Source organism: Streptomyces sp. NPDC051987 (genome assembly GCF_040680735.1).
Lineage (GTDB): Bacteria > Actinomycetota > Actinomycetes > Streptomycetales > Streptomycetaceae > Streptomyces.
Genome location: NZ_JBFAXI010000004.1, coordinates 14,641 through 29,480, shown reverse-complemented (window position 1 = coordinate 29,480; position 14,840 = coordinate 14,641). Strand labels below are relative to the sequence as shown.

At 71.0% G+C, this 14,840-nt stretch carries 10 protein-coding genes and 1 pseudogene; 4 read left to right on the top strand and 7 right to left on the bottom strand.

Annotated elements, in window-relative coordinates:
* Positions 1-9: 9 nt before the first annotated feature.
* Entirely contained in the window at positions 10-318 is a 309-nt protein-coding gene (rpsJ, locus tag AB0M11_RS03085; RefSeq protein ID WP_003948644.1) for a 30S ribosomal protein S10, read from the bottom strand.
* Between the two features lie 549 nt (positions 319-867).
* On the opposite strand from rpsJ, the gene AB0M11_RS03080 reads away from it, so the two are divergent.
* Together AB0M11_RS03080 and AB0M11_RS03075 are read left to right on the top strand one after the other, a co-directional pair.
* Complete coding sequence (locus AB0M11_RS03080; RefSeq protein ID WP_365700726.1) at positions 868-2,520, top strand: RNA ligase family protein; 1,653 nt, start codon at positions 868-870, stop codon at positions 2,518-2,520.
* A 3-nt stretch (positions 2,521-2,523) separates the two neighbouring features.
* Complete coding sequence (locus tag AB0M11_RS03075) at positions 2,524-5,397, top strand: poly(A) polymerase (RefSeq protein ID WP_365700724.1); 2,874 nt, start codon at positions 2,524-2,526, stop codon at positions 5,395-5,397.
* Between the two features lie 84 nt (positions 5,398-5,481).
* Here the strand turns inward: AB0M11_RS03075 and AB0M11_RS03070 are convergent, their stop codons facing one another.
* The 5 genes from AB0M11_RS03070 to AB0M11_RS03050 all read right to left on the bottom strand — a co-directional run bounded on the left by AB0M11_RS03070 (position 5,482) and on the right by AB0M11_RS03050 (position 12,348).
* The gene (locus AB0M11_RS03070; RefSeq protein WP_365700722.1) at positions 5,482-5,682 is read right to left on the bottom strand and encodes a hypothetical protein; all 201 of its coding nucleotides are present in this window, start codon (positions 5,680-5,682) and stop codon (positions 5,482-5,484) included.
* Between the two features lie 59 nt (positions 5,683-5,741).
* Positions 5,742-6,476 (bottom strand): hypothetical protein, encoded by a 735-nt coding sequence (locus AB0M11_RS03065; RefSeq protein ID WP_365700720.1) that lies wholly within the window; start codon positions 6,474-6,476, stop codon positions 5,742-5,744.
* 50 nt (positions 6,477-6,526) lie between these two features.
* On the bottom strand, positions 6,527-11,167 hold the full coding sequence (locus AB0M11_RS03060) for an RHS repeat-associated core domain-containing protein (protein WP_365700718.1): 4,641 nt from the start codon (positions 11,165-11,167) through the stop codon (positions 6,527-6,529).
* Between the two features lie 98 nt (positions 11,168-11,265).
* Positions 11,266-11,478 (bottom strand): bacteriocin immunity protein, encoded by a 213-nt coding sequence (locus AB0M11_RS03055; protein WP_365700716.1) that lies wholly within the window; start codon positions 11,476-11,478, stop codon positions 11,266-11,268.
* A 222-nt stretch (positions 11,479-11,700) separates the two neighbouring features.
* A complete protein-coding gene (locus AB0M11_RS03050) occupies positions 11,701-12,348 on the bottom strand; it encodes a hypothetical protein (RefSeq protein ID WP_365700714.1) in 648 nt (215 codons plus the stop codon).
* Between the two features lie 79 nt (positions 12,349-12,427).
* Between AB0M11_RS03050 and AB0M11_RS03045 the strand changes: the two genes are divergently transcribed.
* Positions 12,428-12,778 carry a hypothetical protein gene (locus tag AB0M11_RS03045; RefSeq protein ID WP_365700712.1) on the top strand — a complete coding sequence of 117 codons (351 nt, stop codon included), beginning with the start codon at positions 12,428-12,430 and terminating at the stop codon, positions 12,776-12,778.
* A 139-nt stretch (positions 12,779-12,917) separates the two neighbouring features.
* On the opposite strand, the pseudogene AB0M11_RS03040 reads toward AB0M11_RS03045, so the two are convergent.
* A pseudogene (locus AB0M11_RS03040) lies at positions 12,918-13,322 on the bottom strand (DUF5753 domain-containing protein); the annotation flags it as partial.
* Between the two features lie 692 nt (positions 13,323-14,014).
* Between AB0M11_RS03040 and AB0M11_RS03035 the strand changes: the two are divergent.
* Positions 14,015-14,839 carry a helix-turn-helix domain-containing protein gene (locus AB0M11_RS03035; RefSeq protein WP_365700710.1) on the top strand — a complete coding sequence of 275 codons (825 nt, stop codon included), beginning with the start codon at positions 14,015-14,017 and terminating at the stop codon, positions 14,837-14,839.
* The last annotated feature ends 1 nt before the right edge of the window (position 14,840 follow it).

The following is a 14,840-nucleotide window of genomic DNA, read 5'->3' as shown; positions in this document are numbered from 1 at the left end:
TCACCGGCCTCAGAGCTTGATCTCGATGTCGACACCGGCCGGGAGGTCGAGTCGCATCAGAGAGTCAACGGTCTTGGGGGTCGGGTCGAGGATGTCGATCAGGCGCTTGTGGGTGCGCATCTCGAAGTGCTCGCGCGAGTCCTTGTACTTGTGCGGCGACTTGATGACGCAGTACACGTTCTTCTCAGTGGGCAGCGGCACCGGGCCCGCGACCGACGCACCAGTGCGGGTCACCGTCTCGACGATCTTCTTCGCCGAGGAGTCGATGACCTCGTGGTCGTAGGCCTTGAGCCGGATGCGGATCTTCTGTCCCGCCATGGCTACTCAGTAGTCCTGTCTCTGCTAACGCTCTGGAACCCGGCGATTCCTTGTGCCGCCTTCCTTCCTCCGACCCACGCGGTCGGGCGTGTCGCACCCTCGCTGACACAGATGTCCCTTGTTCGAACATCCCTGCGGGGAATGCACACGGCCCTTCCGGAACCGCAAGCCGGGGGCGGAAGGCCCACCGGGCGCCTGGCCGGTGCCGCACCACACTTCCCGAAAGATTCCCGTACGTCCGCCCCAGTGCTGCCGTGAGGCAGTTAGGACGACGAGTACTGTGGGACTCGCTTCCGGTCCTCCCGGCGGGAGGCGCGCAGCATCAACACTCGACCGAGCAACTCGGACAGTCTGCCACAGAGGGCGGGGGGCTGGCCAATCGGGCCGGGGAGCATACCCCCGGAGTGACGCAGCTCAAACCGGGCCCCTCCCCGGCGGCGTTCCGGAGGCCCTCGGCCGGTCCCGGCCGCCACCGTAATCCGCTCGCCCGCCGCCTCCCCGCGACCCTACGCTGAACAGGCACGACGGCTGTCACGGGGGACGTTCATCATGCGTACGCACTATCCACGGACCCGGCATCTGCCCTGGTCGCCCGGTGCGACCGCCGACGACCTCCGGGTCACCGACCTGTCCGGTCTGCGCGGTCGCGAGGTCGTCGTGACCGAGAAGCTCGACGGCGAGAACACCACCCTATACACCGACGGCCTGCACGCCCGTTCGCTGGACTCGGCCCCTCATCCCTCCCGCACCTGGGTCAAGGCGCTCCAGGCCCGGATCGGCCACGCCGTCCCGGCGGGGTGGCGGGTGTGCGGGGAGAACATGTTCGCCCGCCACTCGATCGCGTACGACGACCTGGACAGCTACTTCTACGGCTTCTCGGTCTGGGACGCGCGGGGCCGCTGCCTGGACTGGGACCGGACGGTGGTCTTCCTGCGCGGGCTCGGCGTCCCCGTTCCCCGGGTGCTGTGGCGAGGCCTCTTCGACGAGCGGGCGCTGCGCGCTCTGCGGGTGGACACCGGACGGCAGGAGGGCTATGTCGTCCGGGTCGCGGACGGGTTCGACGCGCAGGAGTTCGGGGACCGCGTGGCCAAGTGGGTGCGGGCGGGCCATGTGCGGACGGACGCGCACTGGATGCACACGGCGGTGACCGAGAACAGGCTCGGGGCCGGGGCGGCCCTGTGGGCGGTGCGCTCGGGAGCGGCCGCCGACGTGCGGGCCCTGGAGGAGGCCGTGGGGCTGCCCGGCGAAGGGGACGCAACTGCCGTCGGCCGCTTCGATCCGGCGGGGCTGTCGGGGGACGACCTGCTGGCCGGCGTCCTGGCCGCGCTGCTGCACGGAGTGCGGCGCGGGCGGCTGGCGGCGCGGCTCGCCACGGTGGCGGGCGTCCCGCTCGGCCGCCTGGTCGCCGACCTGGTGGGGCTGCACCAGGCGCTGCACCGGCCGTATCCGGACGAGGACCGGCGGGCCGGTCTGGTGCGCCTGTCCTACGCCGCCGATCTGGGCCTGCTGCACGCGGTCGCCCGCGCCACCGCGCGCACGGACGCGGCGCGCGAGCAGGTGGAGTGGTCGGCGCTGCACGCCGAGGACGTGCGGAGCCTCGGGCTGCGGGAGGCGTTCGCCGAACTGCCGGCCGACCCGGCCGCCCGGTGCCGGGCCGAGGCCCGCGAGGCGTACGCGCTCGGGCGGATCGGCAGTGCCGACGAGGCCGTCGCCGCGACCTGGCGCCGGCGGTCCGGCGCGTTCCCGAAGCTGGTCCAGACGGTCGGCCCGGCCGGCAGCGGCAAGAGCACCTTCGCACGGGGACTTGCGGGCGTGGACGCCTACGTCTGTCTGGACGACCTGCGCGAGGCACGAGGCTCGCGCGCCGACCAGCGGGCCAACGCCGAGGTCCTCCGCGAGGGGCTCGGCCTGCTGGACCGGGCCCTGGCCGACGGCGCGACCGTGGTGTGGGACGCCACGTCCCTCACCAAGCAGCAGCGCACGCTGGTGCACGGCATCGCCCACCGCCGTGACGCTCTGATCACGCACGCCGTGGTCCTGGTGGACGAGGACGAACTGGTACGGCGCAACGCCCGCCGCGAGCACCCGGTGCCGCCCGACGTGCTCACCGGCCAGCTGCGGCGCTTTGTCCCGCCGTATCCCGGCGACGCCCATCGCACCTGGTACATCGGGGCGGCCGGGACCGTCGAGGAAGAGGTGTGAGGCGTGCGCACGAGCGAGGAGATCTACCACCGGGTGCGCTGGGACGCGCGTTTCGACCCGGCCCGCTTCGTCCTCGGCGTCCGCCGGCGCGGCGCCGCGCCCAAGCGGGTCCCGCTGCCCGCGTTCGTGCCCGGGGGCGAGATCCCCTGGCACCGGGTGCTGTTCATCGAGGCCGACGGCGAGGTGGTGTGGGACCGGGCCACGGGGACGGACCGGCTCGACGCGACGCGGGCGGGACGGGTGCGCGAGGCCCGGCTGCTCCGGGCGCCGTTCTTCACGGCGCGTACGCCGTACGCGTGGAACGGCGCGGACTGGGGGCCGGTCCCCACACGAGACGGGGACGCGCCTGCGGGTGCGCGGGCGGCCGGGGGTGTGCGGGCAGCCGACGCCGAGGGGGTGCGAGCGGCCGGGGGCGTGCGGGTGCTGACCTGGAACATCCTCTGGGACCGGTACGACGCCGACCGCATCGACAGTGCCCGGCGCAGGCCGCTGCTGCTGCGGGCCCTGCGCGAGGCCGACGCGGACGTGATCGCGCTGCAGGAGGTCGATGCGGAACTCCTCACCCTGCTGCTGGGCGAGGAGTGGGTGCGGGCGGACTGGGTCCTGGGCACGGACCCGCGCGGGCGCGACGTCGACACGTGCGGCCTGCTGCTCCTGAGCCGGCTCCCCGTCATCGAGGCCGCGCACCACGAACTCGCCCCGCACAAGGCGCTGACCGCCCTCGTCGTGGAAGCGGGCGGACGGCCCGTGGTCGTCGCGGCGACCCATCTGAGCAGCGACCACTCGGAGAACGGCGCCGACCGGCGCACGGCGGAACTCACCCGGATCGCCGAGGGGCTCGCGGGCGTGGACGCCGACCTGGTCCTGCTGGGCGACTTCAACGACGGCGGCCGCACACCGCAGGTGACGCTGGGCCTGCGGGACGCGTGGAGCGAGGTGCACGGCGCCGACGACACCACCCCGACCTTCGACCCGGTCTGCAATCCGCTGGCCGCGGTCTCGTCGCTGACGGGCCGGGCCTCGCGGCTGGACCGGGTGCTGCTGCGCGGGGAGGGGCTGCGCGCAGGGCACGCCGAACTCCGCGGTGACGCGCCGTCGGCGGAGGGAACGTACCTCTCCGACCACTACGGTGTCCTGGCCGAGCTCACGCCGGCCGCTCCCGGGGCGGCCGCCCTGGAGTCCCTCGCCGAGGGACCGACGCCCCGCACGGCGCTGGCGTGGCTCCCGCCCGAGGACCTGTGGGCCCCGCTGCAGGAGATCCGCCGGGACCACGACCCGCAGATCCGCCGCTGGCCCCCGCATGTGAACCTGCTCTTCGGATTCGTCCCGGAACACGCCTTCGAGCGGGCGGCGGCGGTGCTCGCGACGGCCGCCACCGCGCCCTTCGACGCCCGGCTGGAGGGGGTGCAGTGGTTCGGCCACCGGGACGACGCCACCGTCTGGCTCGACCCCGCGGCCGCGGGTGAGGAGCCCTGGGCCGATCTGCACCGCACACTGCTGCGCCACTTCCCCCGCTGCGGCGGCCGCCACCCCGGCTTCACACCGCACCTGAGCCTGGGCCGCACCACCGACCCGAACACCCTCGCCGACGCCTGCGCGGCCCGGCTCGCCCCGATGCCGGTCAGGGTCGGCGAGCTGGCCCTCCTCTCGCGGCGCGGGGACGAGCCGATGCGGGTGCGGGCCACGGTGACGCTGGGCACGGGCGAGGTGCGGTGGACGGAGGAGGCCGCGGAGGAGGTCGCGGAGGACGAGGCGCGGGACATGCCGCGGGACGGGGCCCAGGACCTGGCACGGGTGGCCGAGGAGACCACCCACCGCATCGAGAAGGCGTTCTCCGACGGCATCGTCCACGTCGTCGGCTCCCGGCGGATGGGCTGCGCGCTGCCCGGCGCGGACCTGGACCTGGTGGCGGCACTGCCCGGCACGGCCGGACTCCCCGCCGTACGGGCGCGGTTGGCCGCCGCTCTCCCCGAGACGACGGACGTGCGCGAGGTGGTCGGGGCCCGCGTACCCGGTCTGCGGTTGCGGATCGGGGGGCTGGACGTGGACCTGGTCGTGGTCGCCACGGGCTCGGCGGACCCCGCTCAGGCGGTCTCCCGCCGGACCGAGCTGGGCGAGGCGGCCGCGCTCGCGCTCAGCGCGGTGAGCGACGCCGACGCGGTGCTGGCCTCGGTGGACGGGCGTGCGGCCGCCTTCGCGCGGCTGGCCACGCAGGTCAAGGCCTGGGCGAGGGCCCGGGGCCTGGACTCGGCGCCGTTCGGGGGCCTGCCGGGCCTGGCCTGGTCCGTCCTGGCGGCCCGCACCACAGCCGAGGCCGGCGACCTCGCGCCGGGCGATCTCCTACGCCACTTCTTCGCGACCTGGGCGGCCTGGGACTGGCGGGAACCGGTAGGCAGGACAACCGCCCGAACCCAGCCCCTCCTCCCCCTCACCGTCATGACACCCTCCGCCCCCGTGCGCCCCTGCACCGACCAGGTGACGGCGGGCATGCGTGACCTGCTGGCCCAGGAGCTGTTCCGCGCCTGGGAGTTGCTGGAAGGAACCACGGACCCCTACCCCCGGGCCGAACTCCTCGCCCCGCCCCCGCTGCACCGCCGCCACGCGGCCTGGGCGGTCCTGACGGTGGGCCCGGACGCGGACGAGGGCCGGGTGCGGGGCAGGATGCGAGCCCTCCTCACCGACCTCTCCACGTCGGTCCCCGACTGCCACGCCTGGCCCCGCCCCTTCACCACGAACCCGCTCCGCTACGCCATCGGCCTGGGCTCCGCCCCACCGACCGCCGACCACCTCGCGGCCCTCGCCGAACGCCGACTGCGCGGTCTCACCGGAGTCACGCTGACCCGGACCGAAGGAGGCGGGGTGCCGACCCTGCGCTGACGCTCCGCGTCGGACGCAGCCGGGCAGGGCCCGTCACGACCAGTCGTCGTCCTCGTCGTCCTCGCCGTCGGCATCCGGAGTGTCCTAGCGCAGTACGACCACGAGCTGTACAGGCGCATCGGTGTCATCGTGCTTGACCCCGGTCAGAACGACCTTGTCCGCGACGATCCACGCCCGGTGATCGATGAACTCCTCGCCCCCTGTCACATCCCGGTCCGACTCCTGGAGCCGGGGTCCGAGGACTCCGGATGTCAGCTGCGAGACAACCGTCGGGAGTTCCGCCACCGCTGCGTCGTACAGCTCCTCGACGCAGGCGTCCGGATCCGGCCGCTCGGGACTGACGATCAGCGCAGGCTCTCCTCCACCAGGGGCAGGGCCTCGTCGAGTCCCAGCTCCCGGCTCCCGGACGCGTCCGAGAGCACCCACGTGCCGTCGCGGTCCCACTGCACGCGCCGTACCTCACCGGTGTGGTTCTCGTACTCCACGAACCCGCCGGGCGCGTCCCTCAGCTCCGGGATCTCGGCCAACAGGACCTCGGGCCGGGCCAGGGCACGCCCCGGATTGTTGCTGCCTCCCCCGGTACGCGGGTTGTCGAAGCGCATCTTCAGGAACGGCAGGGGTCCACGGCCGATGTCCGCGGTGGGCAGCATCTTGTGATACCTGGCCTCCGCCTCCTCCAGCGTCTCCCGCCCGGAGAACTCGCACCGGTACGCGGGAAAGACGATGGTGGTCACGGGCGTGAGGTCGGGGTTCTGGACCCGGTGGTGACCGTGCACCTCGGGAACGGTGGCCGCGACGGCGTCGAAGGCGTACCCGGGCGCTTCGAAGCCGCCGACGAAGGTCAGGAAGCGCCCCTCCGCGATCAGCTCCGACTCGTGCGCGCGGGCGAAGGCAAGCACCGCGGCCGCCAGCACGTCGTCGTGCCGGCGGACCTGGTTCATCTGGAGAAGCCGGGTGCCGTCGCCGGTCAGCGCCCCCGCGAAGTTCAGCACCGGGTTCAGCCGCCACGTCCAGGCGCGTTCCAGGCCGTCGATCGGCGTGGCCCGCGGGAACGCGGTGACGGTGGACTGCAGATCCATGGTTCCTTCCGGGGGGTCCGGGGTCGGTTGCGGGCCGTCGGGCCCGGTCTTCAGCGGCAGGAGTAGTTGTCGCCCGTGTCCTGTCGGTAGCGCGCGTCCATCAGCGCCCCGCCGCGGGAGTTCTTGCTCTTCTCCATCGCTTCCATCTTGCTGGCGTCGTTGTAGAAGTCGTTCCGGGTGGCCCGGCCGGTGTCGTAGCCGGTGCTGTTCCAGTGATCCACGACGGGCTGTGTGTGCTCGTACGTGACCGTCTCATGGAACGGTTTCGAACCGGGGTTCTTCGGGTCCCAGATGATGTCACCCTTGGAGTCGAACCAGGTGAGATCCTCCCGCGGGATCTTGTTGCCCCGTGCGTCGACCGGCCGCGCGTCCTGGTCCACGCCCTCCAGCGTCCAGTTCTTGGCCATCTCGTCGTGTGTCGACTCCCGGTAACTGGATGGGTACTCACTCTTCCTGTTGTGGGCCGTCTCCGGCGCGTCGGGGTCGCGCGCGTACTGACCGTTGTCCTCGTCCCGGTACAGGCCGAGCGGGTCGATCCACCGGTAGGGGTTGGACACATAGGCGGTGTCGTTTGCGGCGGGCAGCAGCCCGAGTGGATCGGGAGTCGTGTAGTGCCCGGTCTCCGGGTCGTAGTGACGGTGGCGGTTGTAGTGCCATCCGGTCTCGGCGTCGGCGTACTGGCCGGGAAAGCGCAGGGGGCAGGCGACCGCGTCCGCGGATGTCGCCGAACCGCCGGACTGTACCCCCATCGGCAGGCCCCACAGCGTGGTGAGGCGCTTCCAGGCCAGCTCACCGTCGGGTGAGACGAGTTCGGCGGGCGCTCCCGACAGATCGGTGATCACCGCGTGGAAGCGGGTGTCCTCGTCGGCACGATCCGGCCGGTGGTCGATCTGGGTCAGCGGCAGGTGGGTGCCCGGGGCGTAGTCCCACGAGGTCACCCGGCCGCTCGTCGTGACCTGTTCGGCGATCCGTGCTCCGTCCCAGGTGAAGCGCGTCTCCTCGGCGACGGTGCCGTCCGCGGCGAAACACTGCTTCGCCACTCTGCGGCCCTCCGCGTCGTAGAGGTAGCGCCAGTGCGTGCCCTCCGGCGTCACGGTGCCGACGAGCTGGCTCTGGCTGTTCCAGGCGAACGTGTGCACGCGCTTCTGCCCGTTGAGCAGTCGGCGTACCGACCGGACAATGCGTCCGTCGGAGTCCCGTTCGTAGCTGGTTCGGCCACTTCGGCGGATCAGGGTTCCCGTGAAGTCCCGGTCCCTGTCGTCTGCGCCGGTCACCGGTGTCGACGCCTGGACCAGATTCCCGAGGTCGTCGTAGGCGTAGCTCTCCGTCCAGTCGCGCGCGTGGACGGCGGTGACGCGTCCGCCGGCGTCGAGGTCGAATCGCCGCGTGCCGCTGGTCAGTTCGCTCAGCTCTGTCAGGTAGCCGTCGGCGCGGTAGGCGTAGCTGCGGTGCTGGAGCAGCGTCTCCGCGCCCTCCGGATGCCGGGAGAGCGTCTGGGACGTGAGCCGGTTGGCCTCGTCCCAGGACTGGCCGAGCGTGATCTCGGGGCCCAGGCTGCGGGCTGTCTCCCGTCCTGCGGCGTCGAACCGGAAACCGATGCGGTGGCCCGCGGCCTCCAGGCCGTCGGGACGCCCCGCCGCGTCGTAGGTCCACGTGGACACGATCCCGGAAGGCGTCCGACGCTCGACCCGGCGGCCGAGTGCGTCGTAGCGGAAGGTCGTGGTACGGCCGTCGACGCTCTCCGAGACGAGCCTGCCGACGGGGTCGTAGGCGCGGACGACCCTGACCTCGGGCCCGGTCTGTTCGACCAGTTGCCCCTGTCTGTCGTACCGGAGCACCGTGGTCTGGTCGTCGTGCCGGAAGGAAGTCGTGCGGCCCAGGGCGTCCCTGCCGAAGGAGACGGTCTCGCCGGCGCCGTTGGTGGCCGCCGTGAGCCCTCCCATGGCGTTCACCTCATAGCTGAGCGTGCGCCCGTTGAAGTCGGTCTCCGCGATCACCCGGTTCACCGCGTCGTAGGTGTAGTCCCAGGTGGCACCCTGGGGATTGGTCACCTGGACCAGGTTCAGCTCGGTGTCATAGGTGAACGTGTACCGCGAGCCGTCGGGGCGGGTCCGGGCGGCGGCGAGCTGGAAGTGTGTGGGCGTGTAGGAGCTGGTGTTGCCGGCCTCGTCGGTGTATCGCACGAGGTTTCCGGCAGGGTCCCACTCGAAGCGTTCCGCGGGTGCGTCACCGGTCTGCCGCCAGGAGAGCCGCCCCTCGACGGTCCATCCGAACCGGGTGACCTGCCCCAGCGCACCGGTGAGAGCCGTCGTCCGGCCGAAAGCGTCGTACTCGGCCGTTGAGACGCTGCCGAGCGGGTTGGTGAGCCGGACCGGCAGCCCCACGGCGTTCCCGACAGCGGTGTGCCGGTTTCCCAGGGCGTCGGTGACCTCTGTCAGGAACCCGGTCGCGTCGTAGGAGTAGCGGGTTTCGGCGCCGAGCGGGTCGCGGGTGACGGTCCGGTTTCCCCGTTCGTCGTAGCCGTGCTGCCACGCGACACCGTTCTCTTCGGTCACGGAGACCGGCAGGTGGAGGTCGTTGTAGGCGGCGGACGCGGACGTGCCGTCGGGGCGCGTGATCGTCGTGATGTTGCCGACGGTGTCATAGGCGTAGCCGAAGGTGTTTCCCAGGGCGTCGGTGCGGCTCACCAGCCGGTCCGACTCGTCCCACTCGTTGTGTACGGTCGCGCCGAGCGGATCGGTGGTGGAGATGAGTTGCAGTCGCTCGTTGTGCCGGTAGACGGTGGTACGACCGAGGGAGTCGGTGTACCGGGTGGCACGGGCCTCCGAGTCGTACTCGATGGTGCAGTCGAGCACGCCGTCCGCGCCCTCGCCTCGGACGACACGGTCGTGGTCGTCGTAGCTGTAGCGGTACCAGGAGCCGTTCCGGTCGGTCCGGGACTCGATCCTTCCGGCGAGGTCGTAGGTGAAGGTGTACGGCACTCCGGTGGAGTCGTGGATCTCCGTGAGGTCCCCGGCCCCGTCGTAGCCGAACCGCAGCATCGTGGTTCCCGCGGGCCCGTCGGCGGGGTTGCGCAGCCTGAGCCCGGCTACGCGGCCGCCACGGGTGTCGACGTCGAGGTGGTAGCCGCCGGAGTGCCGTACCGCCACGGGCGCGCCGTCGGGAGCACGGTCGAAGTGGACGCGGTTGCCGTTGCGGTCCGATATCGCGGCCAGCGGCAGGGTGAACGCCGATTCGTTCTGACTCCCGCTCGCCGAGGGGGAGAAGTGTCGGGTGATCCCCGTCTTGGGGTCGGTGACCCGAAGCTCTCCAGGATGTTCGTCGTCCGAGGTCAGGGGCCAGCGAGGCCCCGCCACCGGCAGCGCCGAGCCCTCGGCATCCGGAACCGGATAGCAGAGGATCATTCCGTCCTCGGTGGCGAACAGCACTCCGTCCTCGTCCACTTCCAGCCGCTCGTCGAGGGTGGAGGCCCATGACTCGCCGAACCAATTGCCCCAGTGGTAGGTGGACAGGTGCGTCCGGCGAAGAATGACGGGAAGCACACCAGGCAGACCCACGTCGGTCTGCTCGATGAGCATCTCGCCGGAGACCATGTCGACGGGGTCGCCGTTCTTGCACCTCCCCTTGCCTGGTTTGCTCTTCTCAAGGACGTCCTCGGCTCCCTTGCGCAGGTCCTTGCCGAGTCCTCTGCTCATGGCCTTGAGGCCGCCCTTGAGGAACTTCATCTCCTTAACGCCCTTGGCGAGTTTCCCGAGGGAGGTGATGCCCTTGCCGCCGGGTATGCAGTCCATGGCCGCAAACGCCACATCCCATAGGGACGCCTGCCCCTTGGAGTATTTGTAGAGCGTGTCCGCAAGCACCACGAGGGCCGCGACCAGCACGATCGCCCCGAGGATCGGCCCACCGATGATCATCGCGATGATCCCGACGACGGCGACGACGACCTTGCAGACGGTGACGATGGTGTCCCAGTTGTCCTCGAACCAGTGCCCGACGTCCTGCCACCAGTGCCGGTTCGGGATCCCGGCGTCGGAGGCCTCGTCGATCTTCCGCTTCGCCTCACCCGCCGCGTCGTCACGCATCTTCCGCGCGTCCTCGGCCATCTTCTTCGCCGCGTCCAGCGCACTCTGCGCGCCGGTGACGTCCGACTGCGCCTTGCTGTGCGCGGACTTCGCGCTCTGCACGTCCCGGGCGGCCGCCCGCACCTTCCCCTCGTCCGGCTTGTCACCGTCCGACTTGCTGCCGGTGGGATCGTCCTTGTACTTGTCCGCTTCCTTCGTCGCCCGGGTCACCCACGAATCAGCCGACGACAGGCGGGACTTGGCCGAGGACAGGTCCGACTGGGCCTCCTTCGCCCTAGAGAGGGCCTTGTCCGCCAGCGCCTGCGCCCGCTCCAGCTTCGGCCAGTAGTCCGCGAGGGCGTCGCCGCACATCTCGTAGGACTTCTTCAGTTTCTTCAGGTTCTTCGGGACGTCCTTGAACTGCTCCTTGAACACCTCCGCCGACTTGCCGGCCCACTGCAGGAGCGTGTCCTCACCGGCCATCCCCTTGACCAGGCGCAGCGCGTCGGAGACGTCGTCGGCGAAGGAATGCAGCTGCGCGGCGAGGGTGCGCACGCGCTGCGGATCACCGGGGGTCGGGTCCCTGTCCAGGTCGAGTGGATGCCAGTCCGCCGGTCGATAACCCGCCATGATCCCGCAACCCCCGTCGCGTACGCCCCGTCAACAAACCTGTGCACACGCGAACTTACAAGGAACGGCCGTTCGAGGTGAAGCCCAGCGGGCCGGGCTCACAACGCGATCGGGCGGTAGGCCAGAGCCTGGTCCACCACTTCCTCGGCCGTGAGTTCCGGGTCCGAGTAGTAGATCAAGTCGCTTACCCGGGGATGCAAGACACTCTGCTTCAGCCTCTCCAGCAGCGCATCGTGTTCCCGCTCGGGGAGGCCTGCGTCCATGATCTGCTGCACCAGCCGGATGAGTTCGTCACGGGTTTTCGAAGGCACGTGAGCATCCTCTCGGCTCAGCCGAAGTGTTCAGCGAAGGCGGCGTCCACGCAGGATCCGCCGGTTGTCCTCGACCGCAGCCGTGCACCGCAGCCACCAGTACTCCAGCTTGTCCCGCACCGTCACGTACACCCACCGGCGCTTGAGCCACGGTGGCAGGGTCCCGGAACGGCACGAAGGTGAGCGTGTCGTCGATCGGCACCGGTCCCCCACCGCAAAGGCTCAGTCCGCGAACCGGAACGTCGACGTGATCGCGTCGAAGATGTCGAAGAACGAGTCGGCGAGGTCGAGGACCTGGCTGCTGCCGGCCACCAGGGCGACCTTGCCCTCCTGGCCGGGGACCGGGATGAATGTCTGCATCAGGACGGCGCGGATGGTGCGGCCCAGGCTGTCCTCGGGGATCGGGATGTCCTCGATGCCGTAGGTGCGGGCGGCGGGGCCGACGCCGGGGATGTCGACGGTCGTCACCTTGCGCCAGGAGTCGCCCTCCCGGTGGGCCTCCTTGGGGGCGAGCCGGGCGGCGATGGCGGCGGGGTCGTTGGAGAGCGGCGCGCCCTCGCGGGTACGGCCGCCGACCAGCGACACCGTGACCGAGCCCGTGATCGGGGTGTCCCCGCCGAAGCTCTCCGCCATGCAGCCGCAGTACATCGCGCCCGACTTCCAGGCGTCCGCCGCGGACTTGCGGAGGAACGCGACGTACGTGTCGCGGTACTGCGCCAGTTCCGGGTACTGGGCGACGCGCTCGTTCACCATCCGCCGGATCGAGTCGTCCCGGGACTCCGGCCGTACGTCGAACTCCCACCACGACTCGGGCACCTTGATCCGGAATCCGCCGCGCTCGATGGTGAGCGTCTCCATGTAGCGAGCCATGGCGTACGCAACCCCTCCCCCGATGATCTGATATACGGTGCGGCCCAGACTACGAGACGCGCGAACGGGGGACGGTCACGTGGGCAACGGCAAGAGCGATCTCGCCATACCGCTGAGCGAGCTTGAGGACTACGGCCGCAAGCTGCGCTCCATCAAGGAACGCCTCAACCACACCAAGAAGATGTTCGAGTCCTACCAGGACGACGTCGGCAGCAGCACCGTCTACGACGCCCTCGACGACTTCGAGTCCAACTGGCACGACGGCCGCGAGGACATCACCAAGCAGATCGACTCCCTCGCCGACATGTCCGACACCGTGGTCCGCGAGTTCAAGAAGCTGGACGACGACCTCGCGAAGAAGGCGAAGGACGCGGTCCGGCCGGAGGGTCAGCCGCAGCAACAGGGTGGTGGCGGGAAAAAGGCGGAGTAGTCCGCGTACCGCGCGGACGGGCTCATCTCATGCCGGACACAGCACTGCTCATCATCGACATGCAGCGCGCCATGATGAAGGACGCCCATGACGGCGAGGCCTGCCTGGGCAGGGTCGCCGAGCTCGCGGACTGGGCCCGGGGTCGGCCGCTGGCCACCGCGGGCGAACGCCCCACCGCCGAGCCGTCCTCGGACTTCAGCACCTCGATTCCGCCGTCGACCCCCGCGTGCTCCTCACGGTCCATCGGCATCACCTGAAGCTCGACGTTCCGCAACTCCGCGACCCCCAACAGGTGTTCCAGCTGCTGACGGAGCACCGGCCGCCCGCCGAGCGGACGCCGGAGCGTCCACTCCTCCAGAACGAAACTGAGTTCGGGCGCCGGGTCCCGCTCGAAGACGGCCTTGCGGGCCACGCGCGCGGCGATGAACCGCTCCACCTCGTCCCCGCTGTATGCCGGGCGACGCATCCGGAGCAGCCCGCGCGCGTATTCGGGTGTCTGCAGCAACCCATGGATGTGGAGCGGGTCGTAGAGCTGGAGCTCCACCCCCCTCCACCTCCCTCTCCTGCCCGATCCGCAACCGAGCAACTGCGGTCGTGGGGGCTGCCGTCGGAGGACGCGGCGCACGTCGTCGCGGAACTGGCGGCCAACGCGGCGACGCACGGGCGGACGGCGGGCCGTGGTTTCCGGCTGTCGATGTACGTCGTCCGGAACACAGTCCGCATCGAGGTGACGGACACCTGCGAGGAGCGCCGCCCCCGCCTGCGACTCCCCTCCGGGAAGACGAGAACGGCCGCGGACTGGTGATCGTCGAGGCCCTCGCCGACCGCTGGGGCGTCTCCCTCGGACCCCGCCCCCGCAAGACCGTCCGGACCGAACTGACCGTCACGCGGTCCGCCGCGAGACGGTGACGCCCGCCGCCAAGTAGTTAAAAAACCCGGGGAAAATCCCCCTCCCCAACCTCACCCGCCTCCCCGCCGCTGCCCGTCACCCTCCGGAGTGAACATGGCCAACTGGGCTGGATTCGGTGCCGGTTGCCCGGCATATGCTCGCCGCGACAACACCGGGTGACCGAGCGAGCACGCAGACGGCCACCCCCCGCACATACGACGGCCCCCGGCCGGGAGTAGCGATCCCGATCGAGGGCCTGACCACCTAGGAAGCAAGACCTTCCCGATGGATGCAGAGCACACTAGCGCGCCCGGTCAGCCGTTCCCGGGTCGAACCCCTCGTACGGGGTGACCCACGTCAACGTCCGGCTCACCACGCGGTACAAGGTGGTCGACAACCGCCTTCTCCAGCACCGCGAACTCTCCCTCACCGCGATCGGCCTCGCCGGCCACATCCAATCGCTGCCGACCGGCGCCCGCGTGGACATCAAGTCGCTGACCGGGCGTTTCCCGGAGGGCGAGGTGCGGATCGCGGCGGCACTGCGTGAACTGGAAGCACAGCGTTACCTGTCCCGGACGCGCGAGCGGCTGCCGAACGGCCGGGTGGTCTCACGGACGGTGTCGTACAACCGGCCGACGGGGGTGGAGGAGGGACGAGAGATTACGCCACCACCGCCACCACCGACACCGGCACCACCACCGGCACCGGCACCGGCACCGGCACCACGCCCGGATCGGCCGCATCCCGCGGCAGCACCACCACCACACCCGCCGAAGCCACCTCTGCCGAAACCCGCGGACACCGCGCCGGACTCGCGGCGCACGGCCACCACCCTCCTCTCCCGCCTTCACCACGACGACCCCCGCCTCCTCCTCCCCGAACGCGAGGTACGACGGCTCGCCCCGGCCATCGACGCCTGGCTGGAGCGCGGCGCCTCGCCCGAAGCCGTACGCCGCGCCCTCACGTCCTGCCTCCCGGCCGAGCCGCTCCTCCACCCGGCGGGCCTCCTGGCCCACCGCCTCACCGAGTACCTGCCACCGCCACCACCGCCCGCCCCGCCGCGTCCGCTCCCCTTCCAGGACTGCGACGGCTGCGACCGCCCGTTCCGCGCGGCGCAACCCGGCCGTTGCCGGGAATGCCGCACCCACCAGCCGCTACCGAGAGCGGCATGAC

Bases quoted from the DNA above. Each gene is read 5' to 3' on its own strand.
- AB0M11_RS03060 (WP_365700718.1), bottom strand. From the start codon at position 11,167: ATGGCGGGTTATCGACCGGCGGACTGGCATCCACTCGACCTGGACAGG.
- rpsJ (WP_003948644.1), bottom strand. From the start codon at position 318: ATGGCGGGACAGAAGATCCGCATCCGGCTCAAGGCCTACGACCACGAG.
- AB0M11_RS03065 (WP_365700720.1), bottom strand. From the start codon at position 6,476: ATGGATCTGCAGTCCACCGTCACCGCGTTCCCGCGGGCCACGCCGATC.
- AB0M11_RS03080 (WP_365700726.1), top strand. From the start codon at position 868: ATGCGTACGCACTATCCACGGACCCGGCATCTGCCCTGGTCGCCCGGT.
- AB0M11_RS03050 (WP_365700714.1), bottom strand. From the start codon at position 12,348: ATGGCTCGCTACATGGAGACGCTCACCATCGAGCGCGGCGGATTCCGG.